The organism is Rahnella inusitata (assembly GCF_018288855.1).
In the GTDB taxonomy this organism is placed as follows: domain Bacteria; phylum Pseudomonadota; class Gammaproteobacteria; order Enterobacterales; family Enterobacteriaceae; genus Rahnella; species Rahnella inusitata.
The window spans coordinates 736009-755627 of sequence record NZ_CP065024.1 but is presented as its reverse complement, the minus strand read 5'-3'; the positions used below and the strand labels follow the sequence as shown (position 1 = coordinate 755627).

Annotated in this window: 15 protein-coding genes; 5 read left to right on the top strand and 10 right to left on the bottom strand. The window is 55.1% G+C overall.

From position 1 onward, the window contains the following. Positions 1–10: 10 nt before the first annotated feature. Complete coding sequence (tauA, locus tag I2123_RS03385) at positions 11–1021, bottom strand: taurine ABC transporter substrate-binding protein (protein ID WP_112167620.1); 1011 nt, start codon at positions 1019–1021, stop codon at positions 11–13. Positions 1022–1183: 162 nt separating this feature from the next. Next, the gene (locus I2123_RS03380) at positions 1184–1786 is read right to left on the bottom strand and encodes a LysE family translocator (RefSeq protein ID WP_112167600.1); all 603 of its coding nucleotides are present in this window, start codon (positions 1784–1786) and stop codon (positions 1184–1186) included. A 112-nt stretch (positions 1787–1898) separates the two neighbouring features. Here I2123_RS03380 and I2123_RS03375 point away from each other — a divergent pair, with 112 nt between their 5' ends. Further along, the gene (locus tag I2123_RS03375) at positions 1899–2900 is read left to right on the top strand and encodes a hydrolase (protein ID WP_112167599.1); all 1002 of its coding nucleotides are present in this window, start codon (positions 1899–1901) and stop codon (positions 2898–2900) included. Then, on the top strand, positions 2897–3142 hold the full coding sequence (locus I2123_RS03370) for a YheU family protein (RefSeq protein WP_112167598.1): 246 nt from the start codon (positions 2897–2899) through the stop codon (positions 3140–3142). Before I2123_RS03375 ends, I2123_RS03370 begins: the two co-directional genes overlap by 4 nt. 72 nt (positions 3143–3214) lie before the next feature. Here I2123_RS03370 and glgP read toward each other — a convergent pair whose 3' ends face one another. The 6 genes from glgP to asd all read right to left on the bottom strand — a co-directional run bounded on the left by glgP (position 3215) and on the right by asd (position 14248). Further along, on the bottom strand, positions 3215–5662 hold the full coding sequence (glgP, locus tag I2123_RS03365; protein WP_213051822.1) for a glycogen phosphorylase: 2448 nt from the start codon (positions 5660–5662) through the stop codon (positions 3215–3217). A 38-nt stretch (positions 5663–5700) separates the two neighbouring features. Beyond that, entirely contained in the window at positions 5701–7137 is a 1437-nt protein-coding gene (gene glgA / locus I2123_RS03360) for a glycogen synthase GlgA (RefSeq protein WP_112167596.1), read from the bottom strand. A 103-nt stretch (positions 7138–7240) separates the two neighbouring features. After that, positions 7241–8518 (bottom strand): glucose-1-phosphate adenylyltransferase, encoded by a 1278-nt coding sequence (glgC, locus tag I2123_RS03355; protein ID WP_112167595.1) that lies wholly within the window; start codon positions 8516–8518, stop codon positions 7241–7243. A gap of 23 nt (positions 8519–8541) precedes the next feature. Beyond that, on the bottom strand, positions 8542–10560 hold the full coding sequence (gene glgX, locus I2123_RS03350) for a glycogen debranching protein GlgX (protein WP_213051821.1): 2019 nt from the start codon (positions 10558–10560) through the stop codon (positions 8542–8544). Next, entirely contained in the window at positions 10560–12743 is a 2184-nt protein-coding gene (gene glgB / locus I2123_RS03345; protein WP_213051820.1) for a 1,4-alpha-glucan branching enzyme, read from the bottom strand. The genes glgX and glgB overlap by 1 nt, the downstream gene beginning before the upstream one ends. Before the next feature lie 401 nt (positions 12744–13144). After that, positions 13145–14248, bottom strand: coding sequence for an aspartate-semialdehyde dehydrogenase (gene asd, locus I2123_RS03340; RefSeq protein ID WP_112167592.1), 1104 nt, complete (start codon positions 14246–14248; stop codon positions 13145–13147). A gap of 215 nt (positions 14249–14463) precedes the next feature. Between asd and I2123_RS03335 the strand changes: the two genes are divergently transcribed. After that, entirely contained in the window at positions 14464–15057 is a 594-nt protein-coding gene (locus I2123_RS03335; protein ID WP_056775258.1) for a YhgN family NAAT transporter, read from the top strand. A 64-nt stretch (positions 15058–15121) separates the two neighbouring features. On the opposite strand, the gene gntT is transcribed toward I2123_RS03335, so the two are convergent. Next, positions 15122–16438: a gluconate transporter gene (gntT, locus tag I2123_RS03330; RefSeq protein WP_112167591.1), complete on the bottom strand. Its 1317-nt coding sequence runs from the start codon at positions 16436–16438 to the stop codon at positions 15122–15124. Positions 16439–16684: 246 nt separating this feature from the next. On the opposite strand from gntT, the gene I2123_RS03325 reads away from it, so the two are divergent. Continuing rightward, entirely contained in the window at positions 16685–17200 is a 516-nt protein-coding gene (locus tag I2123_RS03325) for a gluconokinase (RefSeq protein ID WP_056775267.1), read from the top strand. Positions 17201–17558: 358 nt separating this feature from the next. After that, a complete protein-coding gene (locus I2123_RS03320; protein WP_112167589.1) occupies positions 17559–18428 on the top strand; it encodes a phosphoribulokinase in 870 nt (289 codons plus the stop codon). Between the two features lie 6 nt (positions 18429–18434). On the opposite strand, the gene I2123_RS03315 is transcribed toward I2123_RS03320, so the two are convergent. Further along, positions 18435–19619, bottom strand: a complete 1185-nt coding sequence (locus I2123_RS03315; protein WP_213051819.1) for an amidohydrolase — start codon at positions 19617–19619, stop codon at positions 18435–18437.

The following is a 19619-nucleotide window of genomic DNA, read 5'->3' as shown; positions in this document are numbered from 1 at the left end:
AGCCAATTCCTCAGGATTTCGGGCCAGACTGGACCGCTTTCACAAACTCGCTGGTCACATAGTCGCTGTAATCATCGTCCGTCTGCTGAATTTTGCCCTGCTCCTTGAGGAACGCCGCCGTGTCTTTAATCGCTTTATTTACCGGCTCACCGAGCTGGGTTATCTGCTCGCTCACCGGCAGATAACGGTTACCTTTCACCAGACCGGGGATCTGGTCATCCGGCACGCCGCTCAGGCGCGATAATGTGTCGAGATTCTTTTTATCCTGTAACCATTTTTCCGGCTGTTGCAGATAATCGCCCTGTGCTTTCAGGGCGCTACGGGCAAAAGCAGTCACGATTTCAGGATGGGCTTTGGCGAAGTCTTTGCGCACAACCCAGACGTCCAGCGTTGGTGAACCCCATTTACCGACCTGGGCTGAATCGGTCAGCACTTTGCCGGTTTTTTCCAGTTCATTCACCGCCGGTGCCCAGACATACGCGCCGTCGATATCGCCTCGCGCCCATGCTGCTGCGATAGCCGGAGGCTGTAAATTCACGATGGTGACCTGCTTAGGATCAATCCCCCAATGCTTCAGCGCTGCCAACAGGCTGTAATGCGTGGTGGAAATAAAAGGTACCGCGATGCGTTTGCCGATCAGGTCTTTCGGATCATTAATACTTTTCTTCACTACCAGCGCCTCGGAGCTGCCGAGTTCAGACGCCAGTAAAAACACTTCGATCGGCAGCTTCTGACTGGCGGCGACCGCCAGCGGGCTGGAGCCGATATTGCCAATCTGCACGTCGCCGGAGGCCAGCGCGCGCAATACGCTCGATCCGCTGTCAAACTTGCGCCAGTCCACTTGCGCGCCGGATTCTTTAGCAAAGGTATTTTCCGCCTGCGCGACCTTGGCCGGTTCGGCAGAGGTCTGATAAGCCACGGTGACATCCGCCGCCTGCGCGCAGAATGCCGCTATGCTAAGCGCGAGGGCCAGCCCACTTTTTTTTACAGCAGAGAAAGGAAAGGCATTGAGAGAGGTCATGTTGGTCAGCTCCGCGCAGGGCGTCATATTGTGTGTTTCACATTTGTAGCGGAGGCGTAAAAATAGATAAAGTAATTAGAAATTATCTTTAATGCCTTTATGGAATATAAGAAGTCAGTAAAAAGGCCTCACTGCGGAGGCCTCAGAAAATGAAGAAGATAATCAGTGCCAGATCAGCAACACGCAGGCCGCCGTCAGAATACCCATCGCGATATTAAACGTGTACCACGCGCGGCGGCTGCGTAACAGGCGGCCAATCACCGTGCCGAATCCAAGCCAGATAATCCCGGAAACCAGATTCACCATGAACATGCCGAGGCTGATAGCCGCGATCGAATGATTGTAGTACGCGCCTGCCAGACTGAAACTCGCCACTGCGCCTAACCCCATGAGCCAGGCTTTTGGATTCAGGAACTGCAATAACCAACCCTGATACAACCGGATCGGCTTCGGCGGCGGTGCGCCAGTTTCCAATTTTTCATACGCGGAGGTGGCAATCTTCCACGCCAGCCACAGCAGATACAAACTACCGGCGATTTTCAGGAACAAGTGTAACGCCGGATAAACCGTGATCAGCCCGCCGACGCCAAACGCCACCAGCAGCAAAATACTTTGCATGCCGAGCATAATGCCGACCATCAGCCAGAGTGAGCGGAAGAAACCGAAATTAGCGCCGGAGGTGGTTAACAACATATTATTCGGGCCCGGTGTGATGGCTGCGACCCATAAAAAACCGAGCATTGATAAAAATAAACTAAGTTCCATTTAATTGGGTGCTCCTCACCCGGTGACGTGCGATTCAGTTGTGCGATAGCATTGAAGCTAACAGCGTGATATTGATCGCACAAGAGACTCTAAAGAGAAATTTATTCATCTTATGTATGAATCCTTTCGCCCCCTGCGCGGGGCCAGTAATCCGCATATCCAGACGCTGTTACCCCGGCTGGTCCGGCGACATGCCAAACTCAAACCGCACTGGCAAAGGCTGGACACGCCCGACGGAGATTTTCTGGATTTAGCCTGGAGCGAAGATCCGCAACTGGCGCGCCATAAACCGCGCATGGTGCTGTTCCACGGGCTGGAAGGCAGCTTCTACAGCCCGTATGCGCACGGCTTATTGCAGGCGTGGAAGGACCGAGGCTGGCTGGGCGTGGTCATGCATTTTCGCGGATGCAGCGGCGAACCCAACAAACTCCAGCGGATCTATCATTCCGGCGAAACCGAAGACGCTCGATTTTTCATTCGCTGGCTCAATGAGACGCTTGGCGACGTGCCCACCGGCGCGGTAGGTGTTTCTCTCGGCGGTAATATGCTGGCCTGTTATCTCGGTCAGGAAGGCGAAAATTGTACGCTCAGCGCTGCCGTCGTGGTTTCGGCGCCGCTGATGCTTGAACCCTGTGCGTACCGCCTTGAGCAAGGCTCGTCGCGGATTTATCAGCGCTATCTGCTCGATCAGCTCAAACTGAACGCCTCGCGTAAACTGGCGAAATATCCGGGCACGCTGCCGGTGACGCTGGCGCAGTTGAAATCCATGCGTCGCCTGCGCGAATTTGACGACGCGATCACTTCCAAAGCCCACGGTTTTGCCGACGCGCTGGATTATTACCGCCGGTGCAGCGGCCTGCCGTTGCTGTCGCAGGTTCGGACGCCGCTGCTGATTATCCATGCGAAAGACGATCCGTTTATGACGGCGGACGTCATTCCGAAAGCAGAGGATTTACCCGACTGCGTTGAGTATCAGCTGACCGAACACGGCGGACATGTCGGGTTTGTTTCCGGCAGTTTGCGTAATCCGCAGATGTGGCTGGAGCAGCGCATCCCGGCGTGGATCGCCCCGTATTTAGAGCAAGAAGCCCCAACAAAGGAAGCAAAGTTGTGATTATTCCCTGGCAAGAACTGGACGCAGAAATCCTCACCAGCGTGGTGGAATCTTTTGTCCTGCGCGAAGGCACCGATTACGGCGAGCAGGAACGCTCCCTCGAACAGAAAGTGGACGACGTAAAACGTCAGCTAAAAAGCGGCGAAATTGTACTGGTATGGTCGGAACTTCACGAAACCCTGAACATCATGCCGCGCGGCCAGTTTCGCGCCGGACAGGAAGAAGTGCCGCAGGACTGGTAATGACATTTACAGTGCAAAAAAATCCCCGACCATTGGCCGGGGATGACTTTCAACATCTCAATCAAAACGCCTCTACAATTTCACCGGCTTGATGTTCCAAATCTCATCGGCGTACTCCTGAATGGTACGGTCTGACGAGAAATAGCCCATGTTGGCGATGTTATGCAGCGTGCAGCGCGTCCACTCTTCCGGCTTCGTATACAGTTCGTCGACTTTATCTTGCGTATCGACATAGCTGCGGTAATCCGCCAGTACCTGATAATGGTCGCCGAGGTTTACCAGCGTATCGAACACATTGCTGTAACGCTTGGGTTCGCCGGGGCTGAACACGCCGGTGGCGATTTGTGTCAGCACCTGATGCAGCTCAGCGTCCTGCTCATAGTAAATGTGGGAGTTGTAGCCTTTACGGCGCAATTCCTCGACCTGCTCGGTGGTATTGCCGAAGATAAAGATATTTTCCTCGCCAACGTGTTCAAGCATTTCGACGTTGGCGCCGTCCAGTGTGCCAATGGTCAGCGCACCGTTCAGGGCAAACTTCATGTTACTGGTGCCCGACGCCTCCGTCCCCGCCAGCGAGATCTGCTCGGAAAGATCGGCCGCTGGAATAATCACCTGCGCCAGACTGACGCTGTAGTTGGGGATGAAGACGACCTTCAGCTTGTTACCGATGCGCGGATCGCTGTTGACCACCGTCGCAACGTCGTTAATCAGGCGAATAATTTGCTTGGCTGCGTAATAGGCCGAGGCCGCTTTACCGGCGAAAATCACCGTGCGTGGTACCCAGTTCGCATCAGGCTCTTGCAGAATGCGGTTGTAGCGGGTAATGACGTGCAACACGTTCATCAGCTGGCGTTTGTATTCGTGAATGCGTTTGATCTGCACGTCGAACAGGCTTTTAGGATCCACCACGATATTCAGTTTCTGCCCAATATAAATCGCCAGGCGTTTTTTGTTATCCAGCTTGGCATTACGCAGAGACTGGATGAAGCTCGGATAATCCAGTTTCTGCTTCAGTTCGGATAGCTGGCTGAGATCGGAACGCCAGGTATGGCCGATGGCGTCATCAATCACCGCCGACAGCGGCTTGTTAGCCAGCGCCAGCCAGCGGCGCGGCGTCACGCCGTTGGTTTTATTGCAGAAGCGATCCGGATAAATACGCGCGAAATCGGCGAACAGCGACTGCACCATCAGATCAGAATGCAACGCGGAGACACCGTTGACTTTATGACTGGCGATCACCGCCAGCCAGGCCATTCGCACCTTACGGCCATTGCCTTCGTCGATAATCGACACCCGCGACAGCAGGCCGTCGTCGCCAGGGATCTGCACCGCCACTTCTTTCAGGAAGTGATCGTTGATCTGGAAAATAATCTCCAGATGACGCGGCAGGATCTTGCCTATCATGTCCACCGGCCAGGTTTCCAGCGCTTCAGTCATCAGCGTGTGGTTGGTGTAGGAGAACACACGTGTAACGGCTTCCCACGCGGCCAGCCATTCAAATTTATGCTCGTCGATCAGTAACCGCATCAGCTCAGGAATTGACAGCACCGGGTGCGTATCGTTGAGGTGAATAGCGATTTTGTCGGCCAGATTGTCGTACGTGTGGTGTGTGGTGTAGTGGCGGTTGAGAATATCCTGAACCGTCGCCGAGACCAGGAAATATTCCTGACGCAGACGCAGTTCGCGGCCAGAGTAAGTGGAATCGTCCGGGTACAGCACGCGCGACACGTTCTCGGAATGGTTTTTATCTTCCACCGCCGCGAAGTAATCGCCCTGATTGAATTTACCCAGATTGATTTCGTTACTGGCCTGTGCGCCCCACAGCCGCAGCGTGTTGGTGGCGTCGGTGTCGTAACCAGGAATCACCTGATCGTAGGCGCAGGCGATGACTTCTTCAGTCTCCAGCCAGCGGGTTTTCACGCCCTCATGCTGGACGCGTCCGCCAAAACGTACTTTGTAACGGGTGTTGTACCGCTGAAACTCCCACGGATTGCCGTATTCCAGCCAGTAATCCGGCGATTCTTTCTGCTCGCCGTTGACGATGTTCTGCGCGAACATGCCATATTCGTAACGGATGCCGTAACCGCGCCCCGGCAGCGCCAGCGTCGCTAAAGAATCGAGGAAACATGCCGCCAGACGTCCAAGACCGCCGTTGCCTAAACCGGGGTCATTCTCTTCGCCGATCAGTTCTTCGAGATTGAAACCCATTTCATCGAGCGCGGTGTTCAGATCGTCGTAAATGCCCATCGCCAGCAGCGCATTGGAAAGGGTGCGTCCAATCAGAAACTCCATCGACAGGTAATAAACCTGCCGCACATCCTGAGAGGTTTGCGCGCGGTTGGAGCGCAGCCAGCGTTCGACCATGCGGTCGCGCACTGCAAATAACGTGGCATTCAGCCAGTCATGTTGTGTCGCGATGGACGGGTCTTTGCCGATAATAAACATCAGCTTATAGGCTATAGAATGCTTTAGCGCTTCGACACTGACTGTCGGTGAGTTGTAATTAAACGGTGAAGTCATAACGTTACATTCCCGATCAAATTAGCTGCGTTCAGGGTTCAGGACATAAGACGGTTATACAGCGTGAGATATTCCTGCGCCGCAACCTTCCAGCCAAAATCAATACCCATGGCATGTTGTTGTACATGTCGCCAGTGTTTAGGACGGCTCCACAGAACAAACGCCCGGCGGATCGCACTTGCCAGCGATTGTCCCGTGGGCTCTTCAAAAACAAAACCGCTGGCCGTTCCGTCAGCCAGATTTTCCAGCGCACAATCGACAACCGTATCAGCCAGCCCGCCGGTTCGGCGCACCAGCGGCAGGGTGCCGTATTTCAAACCGTACAACTGCGTCAGGCCGCAAGGCTCAAAGCGGCTCGGCACCATAATGACGTCTGCCCCGCCGATAATACGGTGGGAAAACGCTTCGTGATAACCCAGCTGCACGCCGACCTGCCCCGGATTGTCTGCCGCAGCAGCCAGGAATGCCTGTTGCAGCACCGCATCGCCCGCGCCTAACAGCGCCAGCTGTCCGCCGCGTTCGAGCAAATCCGGCAACGCCTCAAGCACCAGATCCAGCCCTTTCTGGCTGGTCAGACGGCTGACAACCGCAAACACCAGCCGCGAATCGTCCACGTCCAGCCCCATCGCCCGTTGCAAATAAGCTTTGTTGATCGCTTTGGATCGCAAATCTTCAGCGTCGTAACGCGCAGAAAGCAGCACGTCATCACGCGGCTGCCAGATAGCGTCATCGACACCGTTGAGGATCCCGGTCAGCCGACCTTCCCTCTCTCTCAGTTGCAACAAAGATTCCATGCCGTAACCGTATTCGGGGCGGGTAATCTCTTTGGCGTAGGTCGGGCTGACGGTAGTGACGTGATCGGAGTAATACAAACCGGCTTTCAGATAGGAAATCTGGCCGTAGAACTCCAGCCCGTGCATCTGGAAGAACTCGCGCGGGATGTACAACTCATCAATATGGTGCCCGCCAAACAATCCCTGAAACGCCAGGTTGTGCACGGTAAACACCGTTTTCACCGGCGCATGGCGCGCGCGGATATAGGCCGACGCCAGCCCCGCATGCCAGTCGTGGGAATGCACAATGTTCGGTTGCCAGTGGTGATCAAACCCCAGCGCCAGCTCGCATGCCATCCAGCTTAATAGTGCAAAGCGCAGATGATTATCGGCGTAGGCAAAAGATGACTGATCGTGATACGGGCTGCCGGGACGATCGTACAAGCCGGGGACATCAATCAGATAAATACCGACGCCGTCAAAGTAGCCCAGCGAAAGCGTGACATAACCGGCGAACGTGTCCAGCGTACCGATCACCTGCGTTTCTCCGAGGCCTTTTTTGACATCAGGGAAAGCCGGAATGAGTACGCGAACATCCGCGCCCTCGGCGATCTGTGCGGCGGGCAACGCCCCGGCGACGTCGGCCAGGCCACCCGTTTTCAACAGGGGGAACAGCTCGGAACAAACATGTAAAACCTGCATTCGCGCTCCTGATTATCCCGGTCATCCCGGCCTTCACCGGGATGACGAAAAATACTGCATAACTCAATCTGTTCTAAAAAGTCCGTTTAGGCTTTGGCCAACATCACAGCTTCGCCAGCATCGCGCGCGTTACCAGCACCACACCGCCTTCGGAACGGTAAAAGCGGCGGCTGTCTTCATCGGCGTTCTCACCAATCACCATGCCTTCGGGGATCTGACACGCACGGTCAATCACACATTTACGCAAACGGCAGGATCGCCCGACGTTCACATCCGGCAAAATAATCGTTGAATCAATATTGCAGAAAGAATTGATTCTCACACGGGGGAACAGCACTGAATGCACCACCACCGAGCCAGACACGATGCAACCTCCGGCCACCAGCGAGTTCATGGTCATGCCGTGGCTGCCCGAACGATCCTGCACAAATTTGGCCGGCGGCAGCGGTTCCATGTGCGTGCGGATCGGCCAGTTGCGGTCATACATGTCCAGTTCAGGCGTGACCGACGCCAGATCCAGATTGGCGCGCCAGTAAGCGTCCAGCGTGCCGACATCGCGCCAGTACGGCGGTAATTCTTCGTTCTGCGTCACGCACGAGAGGCTGAACGGATGCGCCCGCGCCACGCCCTGCGCCGTCAGTTTCGGGATCAGGTCCTTACCGAAATCGTGGCTGGAGCCTTCGTCCGCCATATCTTCTTCGAGGATCTGAAACAGATAGTCCGCATTAAAAATGTAGATGCCCATGCTCGCCAGCGCCATGTCGGGATGACCCGGCATCGGCGGCGGATTTTGCGGTTTCTCGACAAAACTTTTGATGTGATAGTCATCACTGACGTCCATCACGCCAAACTCGCTGCCCTCAGCAATCGGCACCGCAAGGCAGGCGACGGTACATTCACCGCCCTTCTGCACGTGGTCGATCAGCATCCGCGAGTAATCCATTTTGTAGATATGATCACCGGCCAGGATCACCACGAATTCGGCGTCATAGCGGCGGATAATATCCAGATTCTGATACACCGCATCGGCAGTGCCTTTGTACCAGTGCTCGGTGCTGTGGCGCTGCTGCGCCGGAAGCAGATCCACAAACTCGTTCATTTCCTCATTGAGGAAAGACCAGCCGCGCTGAATGTGCTGCACCAGCGTGTGAGACTGATATTGCGTGATAACGCCGATGCGCCGGATGCCCGAGTTCAGGCAATTCGACAGGGCAAAATCAATGATGCGGAATTTCCCGCCAAAGTGAACGGCAGGTTTGGCCCGGGTTGCAGTTAAATCTTTCAATCGTGAACCACGTCCCCCGGCAAGGATCAACGCCACGGATTTCAGCGGCAATTGTCGCGCCAGCATGACCGGATCCCGGTTATCTAATGTCGCCATATCTGACTCCTTCATTTTTATAGTTACCGGCTCTGTGGAGTGACATCTTGTAGGACACAGAGGGTTTTCGCTGCTGCCCGCCATTGCGAGCCTTCCATGACGCGTCGGGGTTCATCGTCAAAAAGCACGCTGTTGAAGGGCGCAACCGGCTGCCAGTTTCCCGGTGGCAGTTGCAAGTCAACATCGTGCAGAGAAGCATTCACGATAAGCAGCCAGCGCTGTGACAGGCGAATTTGCAGCCATTGCTGCGGCCCATGCTCCCAGTCGCCAATGCTCATCGATTGCCCCTGTTGGTTGAGCCATTGCACGTCGCCGCTGTCGTCCTGCCACCAGCGGTTTTGCGTTAACGCAGGAATTTTCCGGCGCAGCGCAATCAGCGCACAAACGTAGGCCGTCAGGCTTTCATCCGCATTTTCCCAGTTGAGCCAGGTGAGCGGATTGTCCTGGCAGTAAGCGTTGTTGTTACCCAGCTGGCTGTTGCCGTGCTCGTCACCGGCCAGCAACATCGGCGTGCCCTGTGACAAAAACAGCGTCGCCAGCAGCGCACGCTGGCTGAGCCGGCGCTGCTGCAAAACATCTGCAGAAGCTTCCAGCCCTTCCTCGCCGTGGTTTTGGCTGAAGTTCTCGTTATGGCCATCACGATTTTCTTCGCCGTTGGCCTGGTTATGTTTCTCGTTAAAACTCACGACATCACGCAATGTGAAACCGTCGTGCGCGGTGAGCATGTTGATGCTGGCGTAAGGCGCCCGCTGTGTTGGGTCGAACTTATCCGCTGACGCCGCAACGCGACCGGCAAACTTTCCGATCGAGATATCGCCGTGCAACCAGAACTGACGCATCTCATCGCGCCATACGTCATTCCATTCGGCAAACGGGGCCGGAAAATTCCCCAGCTGATAACCGCCTGTGCCGATATCCCAGGGTTCTGCAATAAGCTTCACCTGCGAGAGCACCGGGTCCTGCTTAATGGCCTCGAACAGCGGCGACTGGGCGGTGAACTCCGGCGTTCTGCCGAGCAACGTCGCCAAATCGAACCGAAAGCCGTCTACATGGCATTCGCGCACCCAGTAGCGCAGGCAGTCGAGCGTCCAGGCGATCACTTCTTCGTCCACCAGCCGCAGTGAATTGCCGCAGCCGGTCATGTTGTTGTCGGAACCGTCTTCGTTCAGCCAGTACCAGCTGGCGTTGTCGATACCGCGAAACGAGATAAAGGGCCCGTCGATAGCCAGTTCAGCGCTGTGGTTAAACACAACGTCGAGGATCACTTCGATCCCCGCCTGATGCAGCGCTTTCACCGCCGATTTAAATTCGCTCAGCGCCGAAACACCGCCCAGACCGCTGGCATAACGCGGGTCGACGGCGCAGGGAGCCAGCACGTTATAGCCCCAGTAATTCGTCAGGCCAAGGCGTTGCAGACGCGGTTCGTCTGCGTGATGTTGCACCGGTAAAAGCTCGATGGCGGTTACGCCCAGATGCTGTAAATACTCGAGCATGACCGGATGCGCCAGTCCGGCGTAAGTGCCGCGCAATGCCGCCGGAATATGCGGATGCTGACGGGTCAGGCCGCGCACGTGCGCTTCGTAAATCACGGTATTGCCCCACGGCGTGGCGGGTGGTTTGTCTTCTTCCCAGTCAAATTTACCGGCAACGACCACTGATTTCGGCGCGACTACCGCGCTGTCGCGGTCATCCGGCGCATCGACGCCGCCGGTGAAGCGCGCGTTGTCGAGCAGTACACCGTCAATCGCCCGCGCGCTGGGGTCGATCAGCACTTTTTTCGGGTTAAAGCGGTGGCCTTTTTTCGGATCGAAAGGCCCGTAAACCCGGTACCCGTAACGCTGTCCGGCTTTGGCACCGGGTAAAAACCCGTGCCAAAGATTGCCCGTGCGTGCGTTAAGCGGCAGATGCTGCTCGCTCCCGGTCTCATCAAACAGACATAACTCCACTTTTTCCGCATGTGCGGAATACAGGCAAAAATTAACGCCGTTATCTCTGAGATGCGCACCAAAGGGCGCGGGCTGACCGGGCTCAAGCTGCTTCATTACGGCTCCCTTCGCAAATAGACCGTCGCCAGTGGCGGAATGGTCACGCTTATCGAATGTTCACGCTGATGCTGGCTGATATTTTCACTGTGGACTGCGCCGGCGTTGCCGACGTTGCTGCCGTGGTAGAAATGCGAATCGGTGTTAAGAATTTCGCGATACACCCCCGGTCGGCTGATGCCAATGCGGTAGTCGGAGCGCGGAACCGGCGTGAAATTACTGATGACAATCACCTCACCGGCGTTTTCATCGCGGCGGGCAAAGGCAAAAATCGAGTTGGCGTGATCGTCGACCACCAGCCATTCAAAACCGCGCGGATTGAAATCCAGCTCATACAACGGCGCGTTGTCGCGATACGTATGGTTGAGATCGCGCACCAAATGCTGAACACCGGCGTGCCAGCCCTTCGGATCGTCAAGCAGATGCCAGTCAAGGCTGGCGTTGAAATTCCACTCGCGCCCCTGCGCAAACTCGCAGCCCATAAACAGAAGTTTTTTACCCGGATGCGCCCACATAAAGCCGTAATAAGCACGCAGGTTGGCGAACTTCTGCCAGGCATCGCCAGGCATTTTGTCGATCAGGGATTTTTTACCGTGCACCACTTCATCGTGCGACAGCGGCAGAATGAAGTTTTCGCTGTAGGCGTAAAGTACGCCGAACGTCATGAGATTGTGATGGTATTTGCGGTGAACAGGATCAAGCTGCATGTATTTCAGCGAGTCGTTCATCCAGCCCATATTCCACTTGTAGTGAAAGCCCAGCCCGTTGGCATCCGGCGGCATGGTGACGCCCGGATAATCGGTGGATTCCTCGGCCAGCGTCACAGCGCCACCGAGCTCGCGACCGATGGTCTGGTTGGTGTATTTCAGGAAGGCGATGGCTTCGAGATTTTCGCGGCCGCCGTAATAATTAGGGATCCACTCACCGGCTTTGCGGCTGTAATCGCGGTAAATCATTGAGGCGACGGCATCGACGCGCAGGCCATCAATGCCGAAACGCTCGATCCAGTAAAAACCATTCCCCGCCAGATAGTTGCGTACTTCGTGACGGCCATAGTTATAAATCAACGTGTTCCAGTCCTGATGGTAACCCTCGCGCGGATCGGCATATTCGTACAGCGCGGTGCCGTCGAATTCGGCCAGACCGTGGGAATCACTGGGGAAATGCCCAGGCACCCAGTCGAGGATCACGTTCAGACCGGCGTTATGCGCGGCATCCACCAGCGCTTTAAAATCTTGCGGCGTGCCGAAGCGGCGGGTCGGCGCATACATCCCGAGCGGCTGATAGCCCCAGCTGCCATCGAACGGGTGCTCATTCACTGGCATCAGTTCGATGTGGGTAAAGCCCATCCACCTGGCGTAGGACACCAGCTGTTCCGCCAGCTCGCCGTAGCTCAGCCAGAAGTTGTCGTCGGTATGGCGACGCCAGGATCCCAGATGCACTTCGTATACTGACACCGGCTGGTTCAGCGCATTGGCCTCCTTGCGCGTTTGTGAAAACGGCACGATGTCCGGCAGTTTTCGAACGCAGGAGGCGGTTTCCGGGCGCATCTGCGCTTCAAACGCGTAGGGGTCAGCGCGCAGGCTGACATTGCCGTGACAGTCGATAATTTCGAATTTATACAGCTGACCTTCGCTCACCGCCGGGATGAACAATTCCCAGATGCCGTTTTCGCGACGCTGACGCATCGGGTGGCGGCGGCCATCCCAGAAGTTGAATTCACCGACCACCGAAATGCGTTGGGCGTTCGGTGCCCAGACCGCAAAGCTGACGCCCGCGACGTTATCGAGCGTTTGCAGATGCGCGCCCAGTTTTTCGTAAGGCCGCAGGTGCGTACCTTCGGACAGGAGCCAGATATCCAGCTCCTGCAACAGCGTGCCGAAACGGTAAGCATCGTCAATCACATGGACGTTTTCGCCCCAGTGCACTTCCAGCTGATAGCGAAAGAAATTCTTACGGCGCGGTATCAGGCCGACAAAAAAACCGCGATCGTCAATGCGACGCAGTTCGACAACTTTTTTACCTTTCTCTGCATCAATCACCCAGACCTGATCGGCATCCGGCAGCAGTGCGCGCACTTCCAGCCCGGCGGCGACGGGGTGCATCCCCAGCAGAGAAAAAGGATCAGCGTAGTGACCCGATATAATTTGATTAATGACGTGCTGATCGGGAAGTACAGACATGAATTTCGTCCTATGATTAATTAAATCAATAAATCCAATAAAATCATTCAGGTACTCAATGCGAAACGTGATCCCAGTGTGCTCCCCTTTTTATCGTTGCTTTGTGATCTCGTCCGGTTTCAGTTTTGCCAAAAGGTGCGCGATTGCGCCTGTGCTCACACTTTCTAAATAAGTGTCTGTTTCAGCTTCTCAAAGAGGCTTAGCTCTTCTACTAAGCATAGACAAAGGTTGAAGAATTCAGCGGGAAGAAACCGAGGAATTTATCTCAAAATGAAATACAGAGAGATGCGCTGGCAAAATGCGGATAAACGGTGAAGTGATTGATGACTGAAACAAAAACGGGACACCGTGCTGGTGTCCCGTTGAGTTGAAAACGGCGCCGCTGGCCGTAAACGGGCGGCTTACAAAAGAATGCGTAACATACGGCGTAAAGGCTCTGCCGCGCCCCAAAGCAGCTGGTCACCGACGGTGAACGCAGACAGATATTGTGGGCCCATATTTAGCTTACGCAGACGGCCGACCGGCGTGTTCATCGTGCCTGTCACCGCGGCCGGAGTCAGTTCGCGCATCGACAGTTCACGGTCGTTCGGGATCACGCGAACCCAGTCGTTGTGCGTCGCCAGCATTTGCTCGATTTCAGGGATCGACACGTCTTTTTTCAATTTCAGGGTGAACGCCTGGCTATGGCAGCGCAGTGCGCCGATACGGACACACAGACCGTCTACCGGAATGATGCTCGAGGTACCGAGAATTTTGTTGGTTTCCGCCTGACCTTTCCACTCTTCTTTGGTCTGGCCGTTATCGAGCTGCTTGTCGATCCACGGGATCAGACCACCGGCCAGCGGAACGCCGAAGTTATCGGTCGGCAACGTGCCACTGCGGGTCAGCGCGGTGACTTTACGTTCGATATCCAGGATGGCAGATGCCGGGTTTTCCAGCTCCTTCGCCACGCTGTTGTGCAGCATACCCATTTGGGTCAGCAGCTCGCGCATGTGACGCGCGCCGCCGCCGGAAGCCGCCTGATAGGTCGCAACCGACGCCCACTCAATCAGGTCGTTAGCGAACAGGCCGCCAAGGGACATCAGCATCAGGCTGACGGTACAGTTACCGCCAACAAAGGTTTTAATGCCTTTATCGATGCCCTGATGGATCACTGCGCTGTTAACCGGGTCGAGGATGATTATCGCGTCATCCTTCATTCTCAGAGAGGATGCTGCGTCGATCCAGTAGCCTGACCAACCGATTTCACGCAGCTTCGGATAGATTTCATTGGTATAATCGCCGCCCTGACAGGTGATGATAATGTCCAGCGCACTCAGTGCGTCCAGATCATAAGCATCCTGCAAGGTGCCAGTCTGCCCCGTAAAGTCCGGAGCGGCCTGACCGTGCTGAGAGGTGGAGAAGAATACCGGACGGATAGCGTCGAAATCGCGTTCTTCAATCATGCGTTGCATGAGTACAGAACCGACCATCCCGCGCCAACCAACGAAACCTACATTTTTCATAATGACTGTCCTGCCCTGAGGGTGATAGCTGTGTAAAACTGCTTGAACACGCGTTTGCACTAAGTTGGCGCTTTTTTATGATGCGCCATGCTCTGTTTCCGCGCTGGTCTACCACCTTACAAAATGTACTAGAAGTGGCAAGTGAATTTAATCAATAGTGCAGCGTTTAATAGCAGCACAACTTATAACAGGCGTTTTATCATTCTGAGGTAGTCATGACCGAAATGATTTCAGCAACCATCTTGCTGTTTTTAATTATGGATCCGCTGGGCAATTTACCGATTTTCATGTCGGTGTTAAAACATCTCGACCCGAAACGCCGTCGCGTGGTGCTGATCCGCGAAATGCTGATTGCCCTGCTGCTGATGCTGATTTTCCTGTTCGCCGGGGAAAAAATCCTGTCGTTCCTGAATCTGCGCACTGAAACCGTCTCGATTTCCGGCGGCATCATTCTGTTTCTGATCGCCATCAAAATGATTTTCCCGTCCGAAGAGAAGAGCAGTACCGGTCTATCCGCGGGGGAAGAACCTTTCCTCGTGCCGATGGCCATCCCGCTGGTCGCCGGTCCGTCGATTCTCGCCACGCTGATGCTGCTCTCGCACCAATATCCGAACCAGATGAGCCACCTGACGCTGGCATTGTTTATCGCCTGGGGCCTGTCGATGGCAATCTTGCTGCTGTCGAACCTGTTCCTGCGCCTGCTCGGCGACAAGGGCGTCAGCGCTCTCGAACGCCTGATGGGCCTGATTCTGGTTATGCTTTCGACCCAGATGTTCCTCGATGGGATCAGGGCGTATTTGAAGATTTAGCCGATGTCAGAAACGAAAAAGGCGAGCCGGTTGGCTCGCCTTTTTTATTACTGTCGTTTTCCTGTCACACCACCATCGACAGCAACAAACATCCGCCGAGGCCGCACAGGGAAATAATGGTTTCCAGTACGGACCAGGATTTAAAGGTTTCGACAATGCTCAGGTTGAAATATTCCTTGAACAGCCAGAAGCCCGGATCGTTCACGTGTGAGAAAATCACGCTGCCGGAACCGACGGCGATCACCATCAGCTCAGGGCTGACGCCGGTGGTGGCGATAAGCGGCGCGGCAATACCACCTGCCGTAATCGCTGCTACCGTGGCAGAACCCAGCGCAATACGCAGCACCGCAGCGATCGACCACGCCAGCAGGATTGGCGACAACGTACTGCCGTCCATCATTGCAGCGATATATTTCTCAATACCGCTGTCGACCAGCACCTGTTTGAACGCACCGCCACCGCCAATGATCAACAGCATCATGGCAATGATTTTGATGGAATCACTGACCGTCGCCATCACGTCTTCCATCTTACGGCCACGGTTCAGGCCGAAGGTGAAGATAGCGATGAGCACTGCAATCAGCGTTGCCATCACCGGGTCGCCGAAGAATTCAGCGTACGCCAGCACGGGATGGCCCTTCGGCAGGATCATTTCGCAGACGGCGCGGAACGCCATCAGAATGACCGGCACCAGAGACGTCGCGACGCTGACGCCAAAACTTGGCATCTCTTGTTCCGTAAAGGTTTTTGGATTGAACAGACCTTCTGGCACCGGTTTATCGATCCCTTTCAGGAAGCGCGCATACACCGGCCCGGCCAGAATCACCGTTGGTACCGCCAGCAGTGAACCGTACAACAGCGTTTTGCCCATATCGGCGTGGAAGATAGTGGCAATCGCCGTCGGCCCCGGATGCGGAGGCAGGAAACCGTGGGTGACGGATAACGCCGCCGCCATCGGCACGCCGACATACAGCAGCGGCAGACGCGCAGCTGCGGCGACGGTAAACACCAGCGGCAACATAAGAACGAAGCCCACTTCATAGAACAGCGCAAAACCGACGATAAAACCGGTCAGCACGATGGCCCACTGGATGTGTTCACGACCAAATTTCTCGATAAGCGTGGTGGCAATCCGTTGTGCACCCCCGCAGTCGGCCAGCATTTTACCGAGCATGGCACCAAAGCCCATGATTAGCGCCAGACTGCCCAGCGTACCGCCGACCCCATTTTTAATGGAGGTAATGACTTTATCGACCGGCATGCCTTGCATGATGCCCACCGCCAGCGCGACCAGAATCAGTGCGATGAAGCCGTTGAGCTTGAACCGAATCATCAGTAATAAGAGCAGTGCGACGCCCACCGCTACAATAATTAGTGGCATATTCTTCCCCTCATGCTGTCGCTCTGGTGCAGTAATCCAATGAGCGACGCATTGTTTTTAATTTTCAACATGTTGTAGGAATTAACAGTGCAACGGGTACAGACCGCGACCGCTAAAACAGCAGTGCATTCCTTTGTGATATTAGTCACATCTCCATTTGTTACCGGTATCATGATACCGGTAACATGCTAATATTAGGACTCACTACGCAGTCAAAATTTTCATTTTGGGATAGAGATCATACTTATGGCAGGACAAAGCATCATTCTGATGGGCGTGTCAGGCAGCGGTAAATCCACCGTCGGCGCGGCACTGGCCCGAGAAATCAACGCGAAATTCATCGACGGTGATGATCTTCATCCCCGCGCCAATATTCAAAAGATGGCCAGCGGCACACCACTGAACGACGACGATCGTGCACCCTGGTTGTTACGCTTAAACGATGCGGCCTACAGCCTGCGCCATAAAAACGAAACCGGCGTCATTGTCTGTTCTGCCCTGAAACGCCGCTATCGCGATGCGCTGCGTAAAGACAATGAAGGCATGGTATTCATCTACATGAAAGGCAGTTTTGACGTGATCGCCGATCGCCTGAAAGCGCGCGCCGGGCACTTCATGCCGACCGATCTACTGAGAAGCCAGTTCGATGCGCTCGAAGAGCCAGGCGAAGACGAACCAGATGTCCTGCGCGTCAATATCGATCATAAGTTCGACGGCGTGGTCGATCGCTGCGTGGCCGCGCTGAAGACGGTGAAGAAGTAGTTTTTTGCCTCCCACAACGGTCTTTATGAAAATCCGTAATACGTTGATGCGATTACGGATTTTTTTATGCTTTAAAAATCACCTCCCGCCTTCCTCTGCCGATATTTAATTCCTTTCATCAGATTTAGCTTTCCATGATTTTATTTATCGCATTGATTTTATTTTATTTATGTTAGTCGTCGGTCAACAGACCCAACCCGCAATCCAGACCGCTGAAATAACCGGCGGTCGCCTGTCACTTCTCGAATAAATATGGTAACAATAGGCGTAATTATGCGCAGCGTGGACGCCAGGTCTTCGACCACAGAAAAGACCGCGACACGCCTGCCAGCATCACCTTTATGGAGAAAAGCGCATTATGTCAGCCAAACATCCTGTTATTGCAGTCACCGGTTCGAGCGGTGCAGGCACCACCACCACCAGCCTGGCTTTTCGTAAGATATTCCAACAGCTTGGCCTGCGCGCGGCCGAGCTGGAAGGCGACAGTTTTCATCATTTCACCCGCCCTGAGATGGATGCGGCGATCCGTAAGGCGCGCGATCTGGGGCGTCATATCAGCTATTTCGGGCCGGAAGCCAATGACTTCGGTCTGCTGGAAAAAAGCTTCATAGAATACGGTCAGACCGGTACCGGGCGTTCGCGCAAATATTTGCATACTTATGACGAAGCCGTTCCTTACAATCAGGTGCCGGGGACCTTTACGCCGTGGCAGGCACTGCCTGAGCCAACCGACATTTTATTCTACGAGGGGCTGCACGGCGGTGTGGTCGCGGACAAAATTGACGTCGCCGCGCAGGTTGATTTACTGGTGGGTGTGGTCCCAATCGTTAACCTTGAGTGGATCCAGAAACTGGTGCGCGATACCGGCGAACGGGGCCATTCCCGCGAGGCGGTGATGGATTCAGTGGTGCGGTCGATGGACGATTATATCAGCTACATCACCCCGCAGTTTTCCCGCACGCACATCAACTTCCAGCGTGTGCCGACTATCGATACCTCAAACCCGTTTGCCGCCAAAGCCATTCCGTCACTGGATGAAAGCTTCGTGGTGATCCACTTTCAGGGTCTCGACGACATTGATTTTCCGTATCTGCTGGCGATGTTGCAGGGCTCATTTATTTCGCATATCAAAACGCTGGTAGTACCGGGCGGCAAAATGGGGCTGGCAATGGAGTTGATTATGGCGCCGCTGGTGCAGCGCCTGATGGAAGGGAAGAAAATCGAGTAAGCGGGATCAGGCGTCGTTCATCAGCAACTGCTGAATGAAACCGACGTGCAGTTTCACGCCGATTTGCAATGCCTCTTCGTCGAGGCGGAAACGCGGGTTATGCACGCCATAAGTCGCGCCGATTTTCTCGTTACCGCTGCCGATAAACAGGAAGCAGCCCGGCACTTTTTGCTGATAAGACGAGAAATCTTCGCCGCCAAACAGCGGTTCTGACACTTCACGCAGTGCCCCCGCACCCAGCGTTTTAACAATCACCTGACGCGCAATCGCACAGGCGTCGGGATGGTTATCGCCATTGACGTAGCCGCGCGTCCAGTGAATCTCATACTGCGCCCCGTGCGCCGCGGTAATCCCCGCAACAATCTGCTCTATCAGCTGCGGTACCTGCTCGCGCACGCCACTGTGATGAGTGCGCAGCGTCCCGGCCAGCTTCACGCGCTCAGGAATGACGTTATAGCTTTCGCCAGTCTGGAAGGTCGCGATAGTCAACACCGGCACCTGAAGCGGATCAATGCGGCGCGCCACCACGTTTTGCAATGCCGTCACCACTTCCGCACCAATCACGACCGGATCGATGCACAGATGCGGCATTGAACCATGGCCGCCTTTGCCGGTAATGGTGATGTCGAAATTATCGGTGGAGGCGCAGAAAACGCCCTCTTTCAGACCGACTTCGCCCGTCGGAGAATTAGGCATTACGTGCAGGCCAAAGATTTTCTCCACGCCGTCGAGCACGCCTGACTCCACCAGCTCCTGCGCGCCGCCCGGTGGCAGCTCCTCGGCGTGCTGAAAGATGAATCGCACCGAACCGTGCAGCGCGGACTGACACTGCGTCAGCACTTTCGCCGCGCCCAGCAGCATCGCGGTGTGCGCGTCATGGCCGCAGGCGTGCATGACGCCCGGCACTGTCGAACAGAACGGCTCGTCGTTTTCTTCCTGAATCGGTAAGGCGTCGATATCCGCCCGCAGGGCATATTTCAGCCCCGGATGTGCGCCCTGTAAATCCGCCACCACGCTGTTGGGCGTCAGGCGTGTGAGAACCAGACCGCCGAAGCTTTCCAGCTGTTGAGCGATATAATCTGCGGTTTTATGCTCCTGAAATGACAGCTCAGGATGAGCATGAATATGTCTGCGCCAGCGCAACACGTCTGTTTTGACCTCAGCCAGCATCGCATCGAAATTAATAGTCAT

Coding starts and splice junctions, on each gene's coding strand:
- tauA (WP_112167620.1), bottom strand. CDS start 1,021: ATGACCTCTCTCAATGCCTTTCCTTTCTCTGCTGTAAAAAAAAGTGGG.
- I2123_RS03380 (WP_112167600.1), bottom strand. CDS start 1,786: ATGGAACTTAGTTTATTTTTATCAATGCTCGGTTTTTTATGGGTCGCA.
- I2123_RS03375 (WP_112167599.1), top strand. CDS start 1,899: ATGTATGAATCCTTTCGCCCCCTGCGCGGGGCCAGTAATCCGCATATC.
- glgP (WP_213051822.1), bottom strand. CDS start 5,662: ATGACTTCACCGTTTAATTACAACTCACCGACAGTCAGTGTCGAAGCG.
- glgA (WP_112167596.1), bottom strand. CDS start 7,137: ATGCAGGTTTTACATGTTTGTTCCGAGCTGTTCCCCCTGTTGAAAACG.
- glgC (WP_112167595.1), bottom strand. CDS start 8,518: ATGGCGACATTAGATAACCGGGATCCGGTCATGCTGGCGCGACAATTG.
- glgX (WP_213051821.1), bottom strand. CDS start 10,560: ATGAAGCAGCTTGAGCCCGGTCAGCCCGCGCCCTTTGGTGCGCATCTC.
- glgB (WP_213051820.1), bottom strand. CDS start 12,743: ATGTCTGTACTTCCCGATCAGCACGTCATTAATCAAATTATATCGGGT.
- asd (WP_112167592.1), bottom strand. CDS start 14,248: ATGAAAAATGTAGGTTTCGTTGGTTGGCGCGGGATGGTCGGTTCTGTA.
- I2123_RS03335 (WP_056775258.1), top strand. CDS start 14,464: ATGACCGAAATGATTTCAGCAACCATCTTGCTGTTTTTAATTATGGAT.
- gntT (WP_112167591.1), bottom strand. CDS start 16,438: ATGCCACTAATTATTGTAGCGGTGGGCGTCGCACTGCTCTTATTACTG.
- I2123_RS03325 (WP_056775267.1), top strand. CDS start 16,685: ATGGCAGGACAAAGCATCATTCTGATGGGCGTGTCAGGCAGCGGTAAA.
- I2123_RS03320 (WP_112167589.1), top strand. CDS start 17,559: ATGTCAGCCAAACATCCTGTTATTGCAGTCACCGGTTCGAGCGGTGCA.
- I2123_RS03315 (WP_213051819.1), bottom strand. CDS start 19,619: ATGACTATTAATTTCGATGCGATGCTGGCTGAGGTCAAAACAGACGTG.